The sequence below is a fragment of the Pseudochrobactrum sp. B5 genome (assembly GCF_001939785.1).
In the GTDB taxonomy this organism is placed as follows: Bacteria; Pseudomonadota; Alphaproteobacteria; order Rhizobiales; family Rhizobiaceae; genus Pseudochrobactrum; species Pseudochrobactrum saccharolyticum.
Window position 1 is genome coordinate 1,334,878 of the sequence record NZ_MOYL01000001.1, and the last position, 17,570, is coordinate 1,352,447.

Below are 17,570 nucleotides of genomic sequence, written 5' to 3' on the forward strand. Positions count from 1 at the left end.
CGCGTTGATGTAAAGTTTGCATCCCGAAAAGTGGTTGCCGGTTTGCGGATAAGATGCGCGTCAATTTAACAAGAACGAGTCTATCGTGGGAACAGCAGCAATTTCGGGCTTTCTGCTCGGACTATCCTTGATTGTCGCCATTGGTGCGCAAAATGCCTATATTCTGAGACAGGGACTGCTGCGCCAGCACGTGTTTATTCTCTGTCTGATCTGTGCTCTGTCCGATGCCGTGCTGATTGCCGCAGGCGTTGCAGGGCTGGGCACACTGATCGCAAAGTCCCCTTCATTGATTACAGTGGTGACCGTCGGCGGCGCTGCTTTTCTGTTCTGGTATGGTCTGTCTGCTTTTCGCCGTGCAATGCATCCTGACGGGTTGCGTGCCGGCAATGGCGGTGCGGTCAGCCTGAAAGCTGCTGTCGGGACTTGTCTGGCGCTGACCTTTCTCAATCCGCATGTCTATCTTGATACGGTCGTACTGGTCGGCAGCCTCTCTGCCCGTTTTGAAGGGCAGGCGCGTCTGGCCTATGGGCTGGGTGCGATTACAGCCTCTTTTGTCTGGTTTTTCTCGCTCGGCTATGGTGCGCGCTTGCTGCAGCCGTTTTTCGCCAAACCTTCGGCATGGCGTATTCTCGACTGCATTATCGGCATCATTATGTGGGCGATTGCGTTCAGCCTACTTAGCCGCCTGTTGTGGCCGTAAGGCTTTATCTGACGGCAGATAAGAAACGTGCAGCCGTTTCTCGTCGGAATGGCTGCGCGGTGCCGACCGCAGAGCTGCCGCCAAAAATGCAGGGCCGATTGCACGATACTGCTCGGTAAGCTGATCTTTTTTAGATGCGCTGAAGATCTTTTTCATAATGTTTCCTTCCCTTACTCACAGCTCTCATTATCGTGAAAAATGGGACTGAAGCATGGCTGGAAATGTGCAAATTCGGGCGCAAATCTGGGTAATGTCACGGCGGTAATGCCGCGTGTCATGATTACTGCCGGTCACAAAAATCTCTGAGCTGTCTCTTGACGCGGCACAGGATCAGAGAGATAAGTGCTGTCATGAAAACACCATTCGCAAACACCATTTGTATTATTGCGGTCATTATTCGCTAGCAGATTGCTGGCTCGGATGTTTTCGTCTTCCTTTTCCTTTTGAAGCAGACAAATGCACCGGCCAGCAGGCTGCGCAAGTCTTGTTTGTGCTTTAGAACCGTATGTTAAAGGGAAGTCAGATGTCTGCCACTGAATTGCGTTTGTATAATACGCTGACCCGCAGGAAAGAGGACTTTGTTCCGATCAATCCTGATCATGTGCGCATGTATGTCTGCGGCCCGACAGTTTATGATTTTGCCCATATCGGCAATGCGCGTCCGGTGATTGTATTTGACGTGCTGTTCCGTCTGCTGCGCCATGTCTATGGTGAGAGCCAAGTGACTTATGCGCGGAACCTCACTGATGTGGACGACAAGATTAATGCGCGTGCCGTGCGCGATTATCCTGATCTGCCGCTGAATGAAGCTATCCGCAAAGTCACGGAAAGCACCAATGCGCAGTTCCAGAGCGATGTAACAGCGCTTGGCAATCTCGAACCATCCAGCCAGCCGCGCGCAACCGAACATCTGGAAGAAATGCGCCAGCTGATCGAGCGCTTGATTGAGCGCGGTCATGCCTATGTGGCTGACGATCATGTGCTGTTTGCAGTTAAAACCATGAGCGGCGACCATGGCCCCCGTTATGGTGCGCTTGCCCGCCGCTCACTTGATGAGATGATTGCCGGTGCGCGTGTGGATGTGGCTTCTTACAAGCGCGACGAGATGGATTTCGTGCTGTGGAAACCATCCAAAGAGGGGGAGCCGGGCTGGCCGTCTCCGGCAGGTATTGCGGTTCACGGTCGTCCGGGCTGGCACATTGAGTGCTCGGCTATGTCGATGGCCAAATTGCTGGAGCCGTTTGGCGGCGGTTTGAAATGCGATGATCCGCTGAAAAACACCTTCGACATTCATGCCGGCGGTATTGATCTGGTATTCCCGCATCATGAGAATGAGATTGCCCAATCATGCTGCGCTTTTGGTTCAGAACGCATGGCCAATATCTGGATGCATAACGGTTTTCTGCAGGTCGAAGGTCAGAAAATGTCCAAATCTCTGGGCAATTTCATCACCATTGATGATGTGCTGAAATCGGAACTGCCGCAATTGTCGGGCACAGATGCGCCAGAGGATTTCCGCCGTCGCTGGACCGGTATGGCTGCACGCCTTTCGATGTTGCAGACCCATTATCGTGAGCCGATCAACTGGACGCAGCAGCGTCTGATTGAATCCGGTGAGGAACTGGCGAAGTGGTATCAGGTGATTTCCGAACAGCCGGTTGCTGCCTCTGCGGATAAGGCGACAGTGTTTGCGGATAGTATTGGTGATGATCTGAATACATGGGCTGCACTCACAGAATTGCGTAAAGCCTATAAGCAAGGCGATGTTGCAGCGCTGGTTTCCGGTCTCAACCTGCTTGGTCTTCACGATGCGCAATTATTGGCTGAGGCTGCACAATATCTGTTCAGCGCTGCCGCAGATGTCGACACGGCAGATGTTGAAAGACAGATCACTGAGCGTCTGGCATTCATCAACGGAAAAAATTGGGCGGAAGCTGACCGTATTCGTGACTCATTGCTGGCACAGAATATTCAGCTGAAGGACGGCAAAGATCCGGCTAGCGGAGAACGGGTGACAACATGGGAAGTGAAACGCTGAGTGAAAATCCGGTCGCCAGCGGCGGCTGCCAGTGCGGTGCCGTGCGTTTTCGTGTGAAGGGGCAGCTGGGCAGCGCATCCATCTGTCATTGTCGCATGTGCCAGAAAGCCTTCGGCAATTATTTTGCTCCTTTGGTCTCCGTTAAAGAGGGGACCTTGGAATGGACGCGCGGAACACGAAAACTGTTCCGCTCATCCAACCATGTGCAGCGCGGCTTTTGTGCCGGTTGCGGCACACCGCTGACCTATGAAGCGCCGGACGGTCTGGCGCTGTCCATTGCGGCTTTTGACAATCCGCAGGAAATTGAGCCGGTTGTGCAATGGGGCATGGAGGGCAGGTTGCCTTATCTGGACAAGCTGAGCACCTTGCCTGCCTATACGACAGAACGTGATCCTGAAAGTGCGGAATTCGTGCGCACTATGGTATCTTATCAGCATCCAGATCATGACACTGAGACATGACCGCAAGGCCATGCATAAATCTCACGCATAAATACGGATATGGAGGAAAGAACAACAATGAAAAAAGAGCGTATCTATATTTATGATACCACCCTGCGCGATGGTCAGCAGACACCGGGCATTGATTTCTCGGTTGCGGATAAGAAAGCCATTGCCGCCATGCTGGATGATTTCGGCATGGATTATGTTGAGGGCGGTTATCCGGGTGCAAACCCGACAGATACGAGCTTTTTTCAGCGTAAACATACGGCAAAGGCGAAGTTCGCCGCTTTTGGTATGACCAAACGCCCGGGTGTTTCCACCTCCAATGATCCGGGCATGTCAGTGCTGTTACAGGCTTCCAGCGATGTGATCACCTATGTTGCCAAAAGCTGGGACTACCATGTGCATCTGGCGCTTGGCTGCTCTCTGGAAGATAATCTGGAATCCATTACTTCATCAGTCACGGCAGCGCGCATGGCCGGTAAGGAATGTATTGTCGATTGCGAGCATTTCTTCGACGGCTTTAAAGCCAATCCTGATTATGCGCTGGCCTGTGCCAAAGCGGCCTATGGTGCCGGTGCGCGCTGGGTAGTGCTTTGCGATACCAATGGCGGTACGCAGCCGGGTGAAGTCGGTGACATTGTCCGTGCTGTTAAGAGTGTTGTACCGGGTGAGTGTCTGGGCATTCATGCGCATAATGACACGGAACAGGCTGTTGCCGTGTCGCTGGCCGCAATTGATGCCGGTGTGCGGCAGGTGCAGGGCACGCTCAATGGTATCGGTGAGCGTTGCGGCAATACCAATCTTGTCACGCTGATCCCGACATTGATGCTTAAACCGGTCTGGGCAGACCGTTTCGAAGTCGGCATCAGCATCGATGCCTTGGCAGGTATCACTAAACTGTCCCGCACTTTTGATGATATTCTCAACCGTGCGCCGAACGATCAGGCGGCTTTTACCGGCAGTTCAGCTTTCGCTACCAAAGCGGGTATTCATGCTTCTGCTTTGCTGAAAGAGCCTAAAACCTATGAACATGTGCCGCCGGAAATGGTGGGCAATCATCGCCGTGTCATGGTGTCCGATCAGGGGGGCAAGTCCAATTTTATTGCTGAGCTCAACAAGCGCGGCATTCAGGTGGCTAAGGATGACCGTCATCTTGATACGCTGATTGCACTGGTCAAAGAACGTGAAGCACAGGGCTATGCCTATGAAAGCGCGGATGCGAGTTTTGAGCTGCTCGCCCGTCAGCAACTTGGTGCAGTGCCGCAGTTTTTCCGTGTTGAAGCTTTCCGCTGTATGGTTGAGCGCCGCTATGACAGCAATGGCTGCCTGAAAACCGTGTCGGAGGCGATTGTGAAAATCATCATTGACGGTGAGGAGCACTTGTCGGTGGCAGAAGGTCATGGTCCGGTTAACGCGCTTGACCTTGCCTTGCGCAAGGATCTCGGCCGTTATCAGGAAGAGCTTGCTGATCTTGAACTGGTCGATTTTAAAGTGCGTATCCTCAATGGCGGTACGGAAGCGATCACCCGCGTTCTGATCGAGTCGCATGATGCCAGCGGCCAGCGCTGGCGCACAGTCGGTGTGTCGGACAATATTATTGATGCATCCTTTCAGGCACTGATGGATTCTGTCGTCTATAAGCTGATGAAAAACCGCGAACTTGCGGGACATATTGCAGCAGAATAAAATTTGCCGTTTGCGGAGCCGATAAAACGGGAGTACCGGTTGTTACTGATGCAATTGTAATGAACGGCTCCCGCTGTAAGAATAAAGCCCGAGACCGGAAATCTGAGGATGGATAACTATGAGTGACCGGTCTCAAGCGGCGATGCCGGAGGCGACACGCGGTTTTATTTTCGCGATGCTGGCCTATTTGTTCTGGGGGCTTTTCCCGTTTTACATGAAAGCGGTTGCCCATATTCCGGTTGTGGAAGTGCTGGCGCATCGGGTGATCTGGTCATTGCCGGTCGCAGCGATCATTCTGGTGTTTATGGGGCGCACCAAGGATGTTGGTGCAGCCTTGCGCAATCCGCGCACATTGGCAATGGCCTGTCTGACAGCTTCCCTGATCACGTTGAACTGGGGCGTCTATGTCTGGGCAATTTTCAATGATCACGCGCTGGATGCGGCTCTGGGCTATTATATCAATCCGCTGGTCAATGTGCTGCTTGGCGCGATTTTCCTTAAAGAGCGCCTGACAAGAGTACAGCTGGTTGCCGTATTCCTTGCTGCTGCTGCGGTGGTGTTGCTGACTGTAGAGCAGGGCGGTCTGCCTTGGGTATCCATTATTCTGCCGCTGTCATTCGGCTTTTATGGTTTCTTCCGTAAATCCTTGCCGATTGGCCCGTCACAGGGTTTCATGCTGGAAGTGATTATCCTGTTCATTCCGGCCAGTGCCTATGCAATCTGGCTGTATATACAAGGGCAGGATCATTTCGTTACCGGCACACCGGCGGATATTTCTCTGCTGATGCTGGCTGGCGTTGTTACCGCTGTACCGCTGATTATGTATGCGACCGGTGCGAAACTGCTGCGCTACACCACACTGGGACTGATGCAGTATATTACACCGACCATGCTGTTCCTGATTGCTGTTTTCGCCTTCAAGGAACCGTTTAACACAGTGCAGCTCTATGCCTTTGCGCTGATCTGGGCAGGGTTGATCCTCTATACATGGTCAATCCTGAAAGAAGCACGGGCGGATAAGATCGCTGCCAAAGCATAAAAGCAGAAATAACAGAACAAATAAAAAGCCCGCTCAAAAGCGGGCTTTTTATTTTTCATTCTCTGAACAGTTTTACGCCTGATTTTCAGAGGACTTTTTCTCTTCCGCCGCGAAACGGCGCTTCCATGCCAGTGCACTGAAAGGCAGAAATACCAGATAGGCCAAAGCTGTCAGTGTCAGTGTCTGCCAGGTAAAGCTCATCAGAAAACCGGCATAGATCACTACGCCGAGGATCAGCGGCATAACAAAGTCACGACGGATAAAGCTGCCTGCGGTTTTACCATTATAAACCGGCAGACGGCTGACGAGCAAAAAGGCAATCACAATCGTGAAGCCTGCGGTGCCATAGGCCAGAGCCTTGCTTGGCAGCACGCCGAGGAAACCGGAATAAACAGGCAGCAAAACCAGCATCGCACCGGCCGGAGCCGGAACGCCGATAAAATAATTGCCCTGCCATGCAGGCTGGTTCGGATCTTCCAGCATCACATTAAAGCGCGCTAAGCGCAGGCAGCAGGCAATCGTATAGATCAGTGCGGCAATCCAGCCGAAAGAACCGGCCTGATCCAGCATGAACAGATAGAGCACCAGTGCCGGAGCCACGCCGAAATTGACGATATCGGCCAGAGAATCCATCTGGGCACCGAATTTGGAAGACCCTTTCAGGAGCCGCGCAATCCGTCCGTCAATACCGTCGAGAAAGGCTGCCAGCAGCACCATAGCCACGGCCTGCTCGAAACGATGCTCAATGGCAAGGCGGATACCGCTCAAGCCTGCACAGATCGCAAGAACGGTAATCAGATTAGGAATGATGATCCGCATCGGAATTTCGGAAAAGCGCGGACCGCGCCCTTCCGTATTGCCATTTGGATCCAGCGGCGGGAAAGGTGCTTCAAGCATCAGGCAATCCGCACAGTTGGCGCAGTGCGCGTTTCATCAAATTCTGCCAGAACGGTTTCACCTGCCACAGCCGTCTGGCCGACAGCAACGCGGGCAACGGCACCTTTTGGCAGGTAAATATCATTACGCGAACCAAAACGGATCAGACCGAAGCGCTCGCCGGTTGAAAGATCTTCACCGGCTTTTGACCAGCAAACGATACGGCGGGCTACAAGACCGGCAATCTGCACTACGGCAACGGTGCCATGGGCGCTGTCGATCAGCACCGAATTGCGCTCATTCTCAGTGCTGGCTTTGTCCAGTTCCGCATTCAGGAATTTACCCGGACGGTGCATCACGGCAGTGATTTTGCCACGCACCGGTGCACGGTTGATATGAACCGAAAACACATTCATGAACACGCAGATACGCAGCATCGGCTCTGTCCCCAGATCCAGCTCTGCCGGCGGAACGCACATGCCAACGGAAGAAATCTTGCCATCCGCAGAGCTGATGACGAGTTTATCATCCAGCGGCGTGATGCGCAGCGGATCACGGTAGAAATATATGCACCAGATGGTCAGCACCATCCCTACCCAGAACAAAGGTTCCCACAACCAGCCAAGCAACAGCGACACAACAAAAAATGCTGCGATAAAGGGGTAGCCCTCGCGGTGGATAGGAACAAAAGTATTGCGAATGGTATCGGACAGGCTCATCGGTTTTCCTCAGATTTTCCGCTTCAATAACGCAAAGTAACAGCGTTTAAAATGATTAAGCGCAAACAGCGCAACAAAATTCATGATATTCGTGCTTTATCATAACAAAATGCTCACAGAACATTACCGCAAGCACCGGTTTTGATTTTTTTTATATTCCGTATCGACACGGAATCAAAACGGTTCAGGTGATGTTGATATCACCGGAACCGCCATTGCTGCATGCATAACAATGAACAGCCAGCGTGAATATCTGCTGTCATCATAGAGGATCATCGGTGCCCTGTCATTCTCCGGCAGGGGCGCCGCGAATAACAATGCCAAGTTCATCGCTTTCACGAACCTGACGCAGACGGGCTTCCGCTTCATCAGCTTCACGCTGACGATCCCACATGGAAGCATAAAGTCCGCCCTCTACCAGCAGATCACGATGGGTACCACGCTCGGCAATCTGACCGTCTTTGAGTACGATAATTTCATCGGCGCTGATAACAGTCGACAGACGGTGCGCAATCACCAGAGTAGTGCGGTCACGGCTGACCAGATCCAGAGATTGCTGGATATCCTGCTCGGTTGCTGTGTCCAGTGCCGAGGTTGCCTCATCAAGGATCAGGATCGGCGGGGCTTTCAGAATTGTACGGGCAATCGCGACGCGCTGCTTCTCGCCACCGGAGAGTTTAAGTCCGCGTTCGCCAACCATTGACTGATAGCCTTCCGGCAAGAGTTGGATGAAGCGGTCGATTTGCGCCAGCTTGGCAGCCTGTTCTACTTCCTGCTCAGTCGCCGACGGGCGGCCATAGCGGATATTATAGGCAATTGTATCGTTAAACAGCACCGTATCCTGCGGGACCATACCAATCGCATGGCGCAGGCTGACCTGCGACACTTCGCGGATATCCTGCCCGTCAATTGTCACCGACCCCTGCTGCACATCATAGAAGCGATAAAGCAGACGGGAGATGGTTGATTTGCCTGCACCGGACGGTCCTACAATCGCAATGGTCTTGCCGGATGGGACTTCAAAGCTGATATTGCGCAGGATCGGACGGGACGGATCATAGGCAAAGCTGACATTGTTAAAGCGGATTGCCCCTTGCGAGACAGCCAGCGCCGGTGCATCCGGCTTGTCTTTAACCTCTTCTTCAACTTCAAGAAGATCGAACATCTGCTCAATATCGGTCAGCCCCTGACGGATTTCACGATAGATAAAGCCGATCATATTCAGCGGCAATGACAGCTGCATTAACAGCGCATTGATGAAGACAAAATCGCCGAGCGTATGGGTTCCGGCCTGTACTTCGCGGGCAGACATCACCATCAGGATCATCATGCCGACACCGAAAATCACGGCCTGACCAAAGTTCAGCCAGCCAAGCGATGTCCATGTCTGGGTTGCCGCTTTTTCATAACGTGCCATCGAGCGGTCATAGCGCTCAGCTTCCATGGCCTCATTGCCGAAATATTTGACTGTTTCAAAATTCAGCAGTGAGTCAATTGCTTTGGTATTGGCATCCGTATCGGATTCATTCATTTCGCGGCGGATATTAATACGCCAGTCACTCGCCTTGACGGTGAACCACATATAGAGCCAGACCGTTGCCGCAACCACGATCAGATAGCTGACACCATAGGCGAAACCGAAAATCGCTGCAGTCAGCGCAAATTCCAGCAGGGTCGGTACCGAGCTCAGAATGGTGAAGCGCACAATGGTTTCAATGCCTTTGACGCCACGTTCAATCACACGGGACAGGCCGCCGGTGCGGCGCTCAAGATGAAAACGCAGCGACAATTTATGCATATGCACAAAAGTACGATAGGCAAGCTGGCGCACCGCATATTGGCCGACGCGGGCAAACAACGCATCGCGCAACTGGTTCAGACCGGCCTGAATAATACGTGCCAGATTATAGGCAACGACAAGCATCAAAGCGCCGACAAAAATCTGCGGCACCCAGCTTTCCGGTTTGAAAGAACCATCCAGCGCATTGGTTGCCCATTTGAAAAAATAAGGCACCAGCATCAGCACGAATTTGGCGATGACCAGATAGAAGGTCGCCCAGACGACCCGCATTTTGAGATCATGACGCTCACTCGGCCACATATATGGCCAGAGTTTCGCCAGTGTTTTCAGGGTCTGACCGGATTCTGCCGAGACTGTTTTTTGTTTTTTCATCTTTTTATTTAACGCCACAGACGGTCACTGCTGCCGCCTTCATGCTGTATTGCGGTCTAAGTGCCGCAGAATTGCTGCAAGTTTCTTCATCGTCTTATCATAGCTGCAGGCGTGATAGAAACAAAACGCCTGCACAATGTTGTGAGGAAGACAAACACGCTCCGGAGAAACAGGATTTACGGTAGTTTCTGCTTCACATCCTGCTCGCTGAGCGGGGTTTTCGGCATGACGAAAACCTGTCCCGGCCAGATCAGGTCAGGGTTCTTAATCTGATCAGTATTGGCCAGATAAATCGTGGTATAACGCGTGCCGCTGCCATAAGTGCGCTTGGAGATTGTCCAGAGATTATCGCCTTTACGGATAATCACCGAGCCTTCCGCTTTTTCCAGAGGCTGTGCCTGTGTCTCTCCGGCAGGCTGGCTTTCCTGAGCGGCCTGTCCGGCATCCGGTGCATTTTGCGCGGCGCTTGCAGGGGCGACAGCCGCAATATTCTCACCGGCTTCGCGACGGAAAGGCACACGCGCTGTGGCCAGAATTTTACCGCCCTTATCCATCAGATCAGCACGGATAATATAGTCACCGACAGCAAGCGGCTGCTGGGTCTGCACCAGATAGCGCCCCTCAGGGGTGATGACAGCTGTGCCGAGCAAAGTCTCATTGGCTGAGACATTAACTGTCTGACCACCACGTGCATGACCGGCGACAAATACCGAGCGGCCTTCAATCTCCACGGCCTCCACGGCAATGCTGACGGCATCCTGCGAATTGCCCTCTGCAAGCCCGCCCTGTACGGCCTGCGCCGGCAGCAGGGTAACAGCAGCATCATTACCATGCGCAGCTGCCGGTGCATCTTTATTCTCAGGTGTCTGCGCAGCATTTCCGCCACTGGCCTGCGGTGTGGTAATCATACGGCTGGCCTGACCAGGCTCCTCAACAAGTGCGAGAACCTGACCATCCGGTGTTGCAGGAACGGAGAGGATCGCGGTCTGCTGCGATGTTGCAACGGAATTATCTTCCGCAGTTGCACGCAGAACCAGCTGATAGTCGCCGCTTTTCAGCGCCTCATCCAGAATAATTGCAAAATCACCGTTCTCACCGGCCTTGGCAGAGCCTAGCACACGGGTTTTGGAAATCACATCAACCACAGAATTCGGTGCGGCTTTACCGGCAATGACCAGTGAGCCGTTGCCTTCAAGGCGCAGCACATCAAAAACCGGAACTGTGACACTCTGCTCAGGCACTGTTTTTTCGGGAGCTGTTGGCTTGGTATCCGCCGGTGCAGCAGTATTGGCCGCAACAGGCTTGTCGGTCTGGGCAGGAGTTTCAGGCTGGGTCGTCGCAGCAGGCTTGTTATCTGTTGCTGCTTTTGAAGCAGGTGTCTGCGGAGGCTGATCCGTTTTCTGCGGAGCCATGCTAAAATATGCAAGAAGACCACCTGCTATAACAACAGCAGCAAAACCGGCAAGCGCATAACGACTATTCTGCATACGGGGCTGACCCTTTTAACACCAAGCTTAAAAAAATATTATAACATGCTGTGTCTGCTTATAAATCCAAATGTATAAGCAGCACATTTGCCAACAACTAGCGCTTTTTTATTGTTACAGCAAGAATATCACATATCAGCGCCAAAATTCTTGTCACATATTGCGCGATAAGATGTCAGCCATGCATGGTTTTCGGTGCAAGGCCATGATTTTAAAAAGACTTCGGGAACAGCGGTGAAAGAGCTGATTTTTTATACGGATTATTAGCGGCCGATTTCACTGCATAAACTTGACGGCAAACAGCCCGCGCGCGAAAAGAAAGCATGAGCAAGATTCGATCAATATGTGTCTATTGCGGTTCTTCAACCGGCAATAATCCGGTTTACCGGGAAGCAGGACTGGCTCTTGGCCGCTCCATTGCAGAAAACGGTCTTCGCCTGATTTATGGCGGCGGCACAAAAGGAATTATGGGCGCGGTTGCAGAAGGCGCTTACAAGGCTGGCGGCAAAGTCACCGGTATTATTCCGACATTTCTTCTCAATAAAGAAGCTGACGGCAAGCAGAATGAAATGCTCGATGAGCAGATCATCACCGAGAATATGCATCAGCGCAAACAGCTGATGTTTGAACGCTCGGATGCTTTTGTCACGCTGCCGGGTGGCATCGGTTCTGTTGAGGAAATCGTGGAAATGATGACCTGGGCACAGCTCGGCCATCATAAAAAGCCGATGGTTTTCGCCAATATCAATCATTTCTGGGAGCCGATGATCGCCATGCTCGATCATATGCGCACAGAGGGCTTTATCCATACCGGCCATCGCGTGCAGCCTAAAATGCTGGATACTGTGGAAGAAATTATCCCTTACATCTTTGATGCAGCCGCTAAAGGCGATGCATCCGGTGATGAAGAGATTATTGCCCGCATGTAAGCAGATTACATGACTATTTAAAAAGCCCCTCAGTGAGGGGCTTTTTTGTTGCGTAAATTAAGCTGTGTGGGCGAGTATAAAATCTGCTCTTGCCTCAATATCTGCCTTAGGTAGCTCCAATAGGTTAAAGCCATAATCTTGATAGACTGCGTGCATGGCCTCAAATGTGCGTTCAGCCTCTTGCGGTGATTGCTTACGCTCTTCGTCTCCCTGATAAATCTCCGGCCAGTGCGGCGCGATGAAAACGGTTTTATTATAGCGAAAGTGCTTCACTGCCTGATGCACGTGATCCGGCACAGGCAGGTCGGAAAGGGCGAGGTAACCGGCAATATCGGCCATGCCGCGGTCAAAGAAATACGGCCTGTCAGATACTGCCTGTGTGGCCAGCAGGTGAGAGCGCATTTCCCATGACAGCATCATTTCTGCGAAGAGTGCGGGATCAAGCCACGGCAAAGCCTTGCCGCTGATTTTCACCTGATCCTGAATGATATGTCGTCCGGCTTCCTGACTATGCTGATAACCCCGCTGTTTGAGAACATTGAGCAGAGTGGTCTTGCCGGAGCCGGGGCCGCCGGTAAGTATATAAAAATGATCCATAACAGACCCTTCTGTTTTCATGGAATTGAAAAATCGGACAGTTCAGAGGGGAAGGCGGCAGGATAAAATGAGGCAGCAGGGAGCTGCGAATAAAAAGAGCCGCGAGGAATATTATTTAATTGAAAAAATTGGATAAAAAACAGTTCTGGCCGGTTATTAATAATCCGGCCAGACGATTATAGACATGTGTTTATGAAGGCATATGATATTGCAGGAACTTATCCTGACGTACATCATAAAGCTGGCCGGTAATGGTCAAAGCCGGATCGGCGAGCTGCACAATTTTAGCAGCCACATCGGCCGGATGCGGCAGAGTTTCCGGATCTTCGCCCGGCATTGCCTTGGCGCGCATTGCTGTGCGCGTAGCACCCGGATTGACGGAGTTAACTCGTAGCGGCATTTGTTTGGTCTCTTCTGCCCATGAGCGCCCCATCACTTCTACCGCAGCTTTGGATGCGGCATAAGGCGCCCAGAATGCGCGTGCTGTGTGAGCGACGCCGGAGGACATCAGAATAGCACGACCGGCATCAGAACGGCGCAGCAGCGGGTCAACCGAGCGTATCAGGCGCCAGATTGAGGTCAGATTAGTGCTGATAACATTGTCAAACACCTTGGCTTCCACATGGCCAACCGGAGAGATTGTGCCAAGCACACCGGCATTGGCGACCAGAATATCCAGTTTGCCCCAGCGGTCATTGATGGATGAGCCGAGCAGGTCAAGAGCAGGCATGTCTTTCAGATCAAGCGGGACGAGGGTTGCTGTATTGCCCATTGCCTGAATCTCATCATCCAGTTCTTCAAGGCCGCCGACAGTCCGCGCAACAGCAATCACATGGGCACCGCGTTTCGCCAGTTCCAATGCCAGAAAATAACCGATGCCGCGGGATGCGCCGGTCACCAGTGCTGTGCGTCCGCTCAGATCAAAGCTCATAAAAATCCACCCGTTTCAGTCTGCATAATGTAAAGGCGGCTGAAAGCCGCCTTTTAGGATTTTAGCCGTTGCTGGAAAGTAATGCGAAATTGTGAATATTCGACAATTCTTCCTGATCGACCAGACGGGTCGGATAGTCGCCCGTAAAATAATGGTCGGTAAATTGCGGAGCTTTCGGATTACGCTTCTCGCCGCCGACTGCCTCGTAAAGACCGTCAATGGAGAGGAATTCCAGCGAATCCGCACCGATATAATCGCACATTGCCTGCAGGTCAGGATATTGGTTGGCCAGCAGCTTGTCCGCATCCGGCGTATCAATACCGTAGAAATCCGGATGATGGATCATCGGGGAGGCCACACGGATATGCACTTCCTTGGCTCCGGCATCGCGGATCATCCGCACGATTTTCATCGAAGTGGTGCCGCGCACAATGGAGTCATCCACCAGCACAACACGTTTGCCTTCAATGATCGCGCGGTTTGCTGAATGTTTCAGCTTCACGCCGAGGGCGCGGATCTGCTGTGTCGGTTCAATAAAGGTACGGCCGACATAGTGATTGCGGATAATGCCGAGCTCAAACGGAATACCGCTGGCTTGTGCATAGCCGATTGCTGCCGGAGTGCCGCCATCCGGCACAGGTACAACAACATCCGCTTCAACGGGGGCTTCTTTTGCCAGATTAATGCCGGCATTTTTACGCGCAACATAAACATTGCGGCCGCCGACAACAGAGTCAGGACGGGCAAAATAAACATATTCAAACAGGCATACACGTTCCGGCTTGCGGTTCGACGCTTTGATGGATGTGGTGCTGATAGAGCCGTCTGCCTGTGTTTCGCAGATAATGACTTCGCCGTTTTCCACATCGCGGATATATTTCGCGCCGATAATGTCGAGTGCGCAGGTCTCAGAACAGAAAATCGGCTTGCCGTCGAGTTCGCCCATAACCAGCGGACGGATACCGACAGGGTCGCGTGCTGCAATCAGTTTGGTGCGGGTCATAGCGAGGATCGCATAGCCGCCTTCAACCTGACGGATCGCATCGACAAAACGGTCGCTGGATGACGCGAGGCGCGAACGGGCGATGAGATGCAGCACCACTTCAGAATCGGAAGTGGACTGGCAGATCGCACCGGAGGCAATCAGATGACGGCGCAGGCTCAGACCATTGGTGAAATTACCATTATGGGCAATGGCGATGCCGCCGACTTCCAGTTCGGCAAACAGAGGCTGCACATTGCGCAGCACAGTTTCACCGGTGGTGGAATAGCGCACGTGACCGATCGAAAGATTGCCCGGCAGCTGTTTCAGTGTTGCCGGATTGGTGAAGTGATCACCAACCAGCCCCATGTGACGTTCGGAATAGAAGCGTCCTTCATGATAGGAAACAATACCCGCCGCTTCCTGTCCGCGATGCTGCAGGGCATGAAGGCCGAGAGCTGTCAGCGTTGCTGCATCTTCATGGCCGAGAATGCCAAAGACGCCGCATTCTTCATGCAAGGCGTCTTCATCAAAGGAAAAACGGGAAGAATTATGAAGCGGTTCTGTGCCGCCGCTCTCTCCTGTGTGAGAGGCGCAGATCTTCTGAGAATGATCTGACGAAATATGGGCGGTTTCACCGGAATGACTTATCATAGCCGCTGGGCCTTTCGATTGCAGAGCAATTAAAAATGCTCTCTATCATAAGAGTGCTTTTGCTGCATAGTCCCAAAACCGAAAGCTTTCCGGTTGCAGTGCCATGCAAAAGGAACAATTCAGAGCATTGCGCAGAGTTCAGACGACTGAGGCTCAAAATGCAGCTCTGATGAAAAGTCTGAGCGGGACATCAGGAAGAGGGTGTTCGGGAGACGATTATGTTTTCTGCTGTTCTCAGCAGGAAAATTGCTCCTTCGCAGACATTACTCCCCATATGCCTCTGATTTTCAGCCTCATATATGGCGGTTAGTCCTTAGACACAACAGTTCTCCTCAGGTTTTAAACAATAGCACAATTTGGTCGCAGTCTGTGTGGATTATTTTATCGCTTGCGTAGACTGTGATTTCAAATTAATAAACCGAGCGTTCAGTCTATTTTAGAGGTGCGCTATGCGCGTGACAGATCCTGAAAAACATCAGGCAAAGAAACAGATGATTTTGGAGGCGGCGAAAGCCTGTTTCGCGGAGCAGGGGTTTCACCAGACCAGCACGGCACAAATTTGTGCGGCGGCAGGCGTCAGCACCGGAAATCTGTTTCATTATTTCTCAAGCAAGAAAGCAATCATCGCTGCGATTGTTGAAGAGGATTTGCAGCAGACACAGATATTTGTTGCTACATTGCGCGAGCAGGAAAATCTTGTGGCCGCATTGGACGCTTTTTTTGATGTGGTGCTGGATGTTGCTTCCGACCCTGCACAGGCGTCGCTGGCTCTGGAAATTGCTGCAGAGGCAGGGCGGGATGCGGAGATTGGTGTTTTGTACCGGCTGAGCACCCGTGTGATGCGTGAGGAACTGGAATATCTGGTCAGTCTCGGAATGGAGCGTGGACAGTTCAGCCGGCAATTTTCTGCTGCTTCGGTCGTGCATTGTCTGATGGTGATGGTGGACGGTATTTTCAGCCGTGTTTCTGTTGATCCGCAATTCAAACCTCAGGAACAGAAAGCAGCATTGAGAACAATGATGACGGGCGTGCTTGGTCTTGCAAATGGCAGGGAAGCGCAGAAATGAAATCAGATGTCCAGTCTCCGGCTGCAAAGCCTGTATCCCGTATTGCGGATGTGGATGCCCTGCGTGGTTTTGCACTGCTTGGCATTTTGCAGGTCAATATTCTGGCCTTTTCTTCCGTTTTTTATGGGTTTCCAAATAGCGATGCAGAATTAAGCTTTGGTTTTAACGAGTTCGTGCAACTGGTCATCTCAACAATCTTTGAGATGAAATTCTATCTGCTGTTCTCTTTTTTGTTCGGCTATAGCGTCACACTGCAAATGCAGTCGGCAGAGCGTGCCGGAGAGGCTTTTGTTCCGCGTTTTTTACGGCGTCAGGCCGGTTTGTGGATTGTCGGTCTGCTGCATGCAGTTCTGCTTTTCCATGGCGATATTCTCACAACCTATGCTGTGCTCGGCGTGGTTTTATTATATTGGCGAAACAAGCCGGACAACACGCTGATTAAAGCTGCGGTGTGGCTGTTTGGTTTAACGGCATTGCTCTGGCTGTTGGTCGGCGCTTTGTTCTGGAATCCGGATCAGACAGACATTGCTGAACTCTTAGCTGAAGCGCAGCTGGCTCATACAGCCTATAGCGGCAGTTTTAGCGCAGTTATCATGCAGCATATAACAGAGCTGCAAACCATGTGGATTTTGCTGTTATTGATACAGGCTCCCTGTGCACTGGCTATGTTTTTGCTCGGTTTTCTGGCAGGCAGGCACCAGTTTTTGGCACAACCGGAGCTGTACAGGCCTTATCTGAAACCGGCAATAAAAGCCGCTATCATGATCGGTTTGCCCGCATCGGTATTGACTGCGCTGACAGGTTTGTTTGCAAGCGGTACAGAATGGGAAGTGTTTGGTCTGGCATTAACCCTTGTAACGGCGCCGCTGCTGACTTTTGGTATAATCGCACTGATGCTCCGGCTTTTCGGCACAAAACATGGCCAGTTCTGGCGTGATGCACTGGCTCCGGCGGGGCGTATGGCATTGTCCAATTATCTGCTGCAATCGCTGATATGCAGTTTCATTTTCTACGGCTTCGGGCTTGGATTGATCGAGAAAACAACGGCAATTGTTAATGTGCTGATTGGCCTGTCTGTTTTCAGTGTCCAGCTATTTGTGAGCCGGTGGTGGCTGCGCCATTATTATTACGGGCCGCTGGAATGGTTGCTGAGAGCTTTGACAATCGGGCGCTGGCCGGATTTCCGAAAGCCGAATGCCAGATTGGGAGCATAAAAAAACGCCGGCAGATTTATCTGCCGGCGTTT

Annotated in this window: 16 protein-coding genes; 8 read left to right on the plus strand and 8 right to left on the minus strand. The window is 52.0% G+C overall.

Translation table 11 applies throughout. The features are described from left to right. Positions 1-85 precede the first annotated feature (85 nt). Positions 86-700, plus strand: a complete 615-nt coding sequence (locus tag BKD14_RS05950) for a LysE/ArgO family amino acid transporter (RefSeq protein ID WP_075654610.1) — start codon at positions 86-88, stop codon at positions 698-700. Here BKD14_RS05950 and BKD14_RS05955 read toward each other — a convergent pair. Beyond that, a complete protein-coding gene (locus BKD14_RS05955) occupies positions 674-856 on the minus strand; it encodes a hypothetical protein (RefSeq protein ID WP_075654611.1) in 183 nt (60 codons plus the stop codon). The genes BKD14_RS05950 and BKD14_RS05955 overlap by 27 nt on opposite strands. Positions 857-1,223: 367 nt before the next feature. Between BKD14_RS05955 and cysS the strand changes: the two genes are divergently transcribed. From cysS to rarD, 4 genes are all read left to right on the plus strand, one after another. Further along, positions 1,224-2,738 carry a cysteine--tRNA ligase gene (gene cysS / locus BKD14_RS05960; protein WP_075654612.1) on the plus strand — a complete coding sequence of 505 codons (1,515 nt, stop codon included), beginning with the start codon at positions 1,224-1,226 and terminating at the stop codon, positions 2,736-2,738. Then, positions 2,720-3,199, plus strand: coding sequence for a GFA family protein (locus tag BKD14_RS05965; RefSeq protein WP_075654613.1), 480 nt, complete (start codon positions 2,720-2,722; stop codon positions 3,197-3,199). The genes cysS and BKD14_RS05965 overlap by 19 nt, the downstream gene beginning before the upstream one ends. Positions 3,200-3,256: 57 nt before the next feature. Continuing rightward, positions 3,257-4,870: a citramalate synthase gene (gene cimA / locus BKD14_RS05970; protein ID WP_075654614.1), complete on the plus strand. Its 1,614-nt coding sequence runs from the start codon at positions 3,257-3,259 to the stop codon at positions 4,868-4,870. 118 nt (positions 4,871-4,988) lie between these two features. Next, on the plus strand, positions 4,989-5,909 hold the full coding sequence (gene rarD / locus BKD14_RS05975; protein WP_075654615.1) for an EamA family transporter RarD: 921 nt from the start codon (positions 4,989-4,991) through the stop codon (positions 5,907-5,909). A gap of 72 nt (positions 5,910-5,981) precedes the next feature. On the opposite strand, the gene pssA is transcribed toward rarD, so the two are convergent. The 4 genes from pssA to BKD14_RS05995 all read right to left on the minus strand — a co-directional run bounded on the left by pssA (position 5,982) and on the right by BKD14_RS05995 (position 11,164). Beyond that, the gene (gene pssA, locus BKD14_RS05980; RefSeq protein ID WP_022712203.1) at positions 5,982-6,806 is read right to left on the minus strand and encodes a CDP-diacylglycerol--serine O-phosphatidyltransferase; all 825 of its coding nucleotides are present in this window, start codon (positions 6,804-6,806) and stop codon (positions 5,982-5,984) included. Beyond that, complete coding sequence (locus tag BKD14_RS05985) at positions 6,806-7,504, minus strand: phosphatidylserine decarboxylase (RefSeq protein ID WP_075654616.1); 699 nt, start codon at positions 7,502-7,504, stop codon at positions 6,806-6,808. Before BKD14_RS05985 ends, pssA begins: the two co-directional genes overlap by 1 nt. A 286-nt stretch (positions 7,505-7,790) precedes the next feature. Next, positions 7,791-9,677: an ABC transporter ATP-binding protein/permease gene (locus BKD14_RS05990; protein ID WP_075654617.1), complete on the minus strand. Its 1,887-nt coding sequence runs from the start codon at positions 9,675-9,677 to the stop codon at positions 7,791-7,793. Positions 9,678-9,853: 176 nt separating this feature from the next. Continuing rightward, complete coding sequence (locus BKD14_RS05995; protein WP_075654618.1) at positions 9,854-11,164, minus strand: Ig-like domain-containing protein; 1,311 nt, start codon at positions 11,162-11,164, stop codon at positions 9,854-9,856. Between the two features lie 323 nt (positions 11,165-11,487). Here BKD14_RS05995 and BKD14_RS06000 point away from each other — a divergent pair, with 323 nt between their 5' ends. After that, complete coding sequence (locus BKD14_RS06000; RefSeq protein WP_022712198.1) at positions 11,488-12,093, plus strand: TIGR00730 family Rossman fold protein; 606 nt, start codon at positions 11,488-11,490, stop codon at positions 12,091-12,093. A 57-nt stretch (positions 12,094-12,150) separates the two neighbouring features. On the opposite strand, the gene BKD14_RS06005 is transcribed toward BKD14_RS06000, so the two are convergent. The 3 genes from BKD14_RS06005 to purF form a co-directional block, all read right to left on the minus strand. Further along, positions 12,151-12,690 (minus strand): AAA family ATPase, encoded by a 540-nt coding sequence (locus BKD14_RS06005; protein ID WP_245293562.1) that lies wholly within the window; start codon positions 12,688-12,690, stop codon positions 12,151-12,153. A 190-nt stretch (positions 12,691-12,880) separates the two neighbouring features. Further along, positions 12,881-13,621, minus strand: a complete 741-nt coding sequence (locus BKD14_RS06010) for an SDR family NAD(P)-dependent oxidoreductase (RefSeq protein ID WP_075654620.1) — start codon at positions 13,619-13,621, stop codon at positions 12,881-12,883. Between the two features lie 61 nt (positions 13,622-13,682). Further along, entirely contained in the window at positions 13,683-15,257 is a 1,575-nt protein-coding gene (gene purF, locus BKD14_RS06015) for an amidophosphoribosyltransferase (protein ID WP_083646827.1), read from the minus strand. A 449-nt stretch (positions 15,258-15,706) separates the two neighbouring features. Here purF and BKD14_RS06020 point away from each other — a divergent pair, with 449 nt between their 5' ends. Both BKD14_RS06020 and BKD14_RS06025 read left to right on the plus strand, forming a co-directional pair. After that, entirely contained in the window at positions 15,707-16,324 is a 618-nt protein-coding gene (locus BKD14_RS06020; RefSeq protein ID WP_075654621.1) for a TetR/AcrR family transcriptional regulator, read from the plus strand. Continuing rightward, entirely contained in the window at positions 16,321-17,538 is a 1,218-nt protein-coding gene (locus tag BKD14_RS06025; protein ID WP_075654622.1) for a DUF418 domain-containing protein, read from the plus strand. Before BKD14_RS06020 ends, BKD14_RS06025 begins: the two co-directional genes overlap by 4 nt. Positions 17,539-17,570 lie beyond the last annotated feature (32 nt).

Excerpts from the sequence above, each read along its gene's own strand:
- BKD14_RS05955 (WP_075654611.1), bottom strand. The coding sequence starts at position 856 with ATGAAAAAGATCTTCAGCGCATCTAAAAAAGATCAGCTTACCGAGCAG.
- cysS (WP_075654612.1), top strand. The coding sequence starts at position 1,224 with ATGTCTGCCACTGAATTGCGTTTGTATAATACGCTGACCCGCAGGAAA.
- BKD14_RS05965 (WP_075654613.1), top strand. The coding sequence starts at position 2,720 with ATGGGAAGTGAAACGCTGAGTGAAAATCCGGTCGCCAGCGGCGGCTGC.
- cimA (WP_075654614.1), top strand. The coding sequence starts at position 3,257 with ATGAAAAAAGAGCGTATCTATATTTATGATACCACCCTGCGCGATGGT.
- rarD (WP_075654615.1), top strand. The coding sequence starts at position 4,989 with ATGAGTGACCGGTCTCAAGCGGCGATGCCGGAGGCGACACGCGGTTTT.
- pssA (WP_022712203.1), bottom strand. The coding sequence starts at position 6,806 with ATGCTTGAAGCACCTTTCCCGCCGCTGGATCCAAATGGCAATACGGAA.
- BKD14_RS05985 (WP_075654616.1), bottom strand. The coding sequence starts at position 7,504 with ATGAGCCTGTCCGATACCATTCGCAATACTTTTGTTCCTATCCACCGC.
- BKD14_RS05990 (WP_075654617.1), bottom strand. The coding sequence starts at position 9,677 with ATGAAAAAACAAAAAACAGTCTCGGCAGAATCCGGTCAGACCCTGAAA.
- BKD14_RS05995 (WP_075654618.1), bottom strand. The coding sequence starts at position 11,164 with ATGCAGAATAGTCGTTATGCGCTTGCCGGTTTTGCTGCTGTTGTTATA.
- BKD14_RS06000 (WP_022712198.1), top strand. The coding sequence starts at position 11,488 with ATGAGCAAGATTCGATCAATATGTGTCTATTGCGGTTCTTCAACCGGC.
- BKD14_RS06005 (WP_245293562.1), bottom strand. The coding sequence starts at position 12,690 with ATGGATCATTTTTATATACTTACCGGCGGCCCCGGCTCCGGCAAGACC.
- BKD14_RS06010 (WP_075654620.1), bottom strand. The coding sequence starts at position 13,621 with ATGAGCTTTGATCTGAGCGGACGCACAGCACTGGTGACCGGCGCATCC.
- purF (WP_083646827.1), bottom strand. The coding sequence starts at position 15,257 with ATGATAAGTCATTCCGGTGAAACCGCCCATATTTCGTCAGATCATTCT.
- BKD14_RS06020 (WP_075654621.1), top strand. The coding sequence starts at position 15,707 with ATGCGCGTGACAGATCCTGAAAAACATCAGGCAAAGAAACAGATGATT.
- BKD14_RS06025 (WP_075654622.1), top strand. The coding sequence starts at position 16,321 with ATGAAATCAGATGTCCAGTCTCCGGCTGCAAAGCCTGTATCCCGTATT.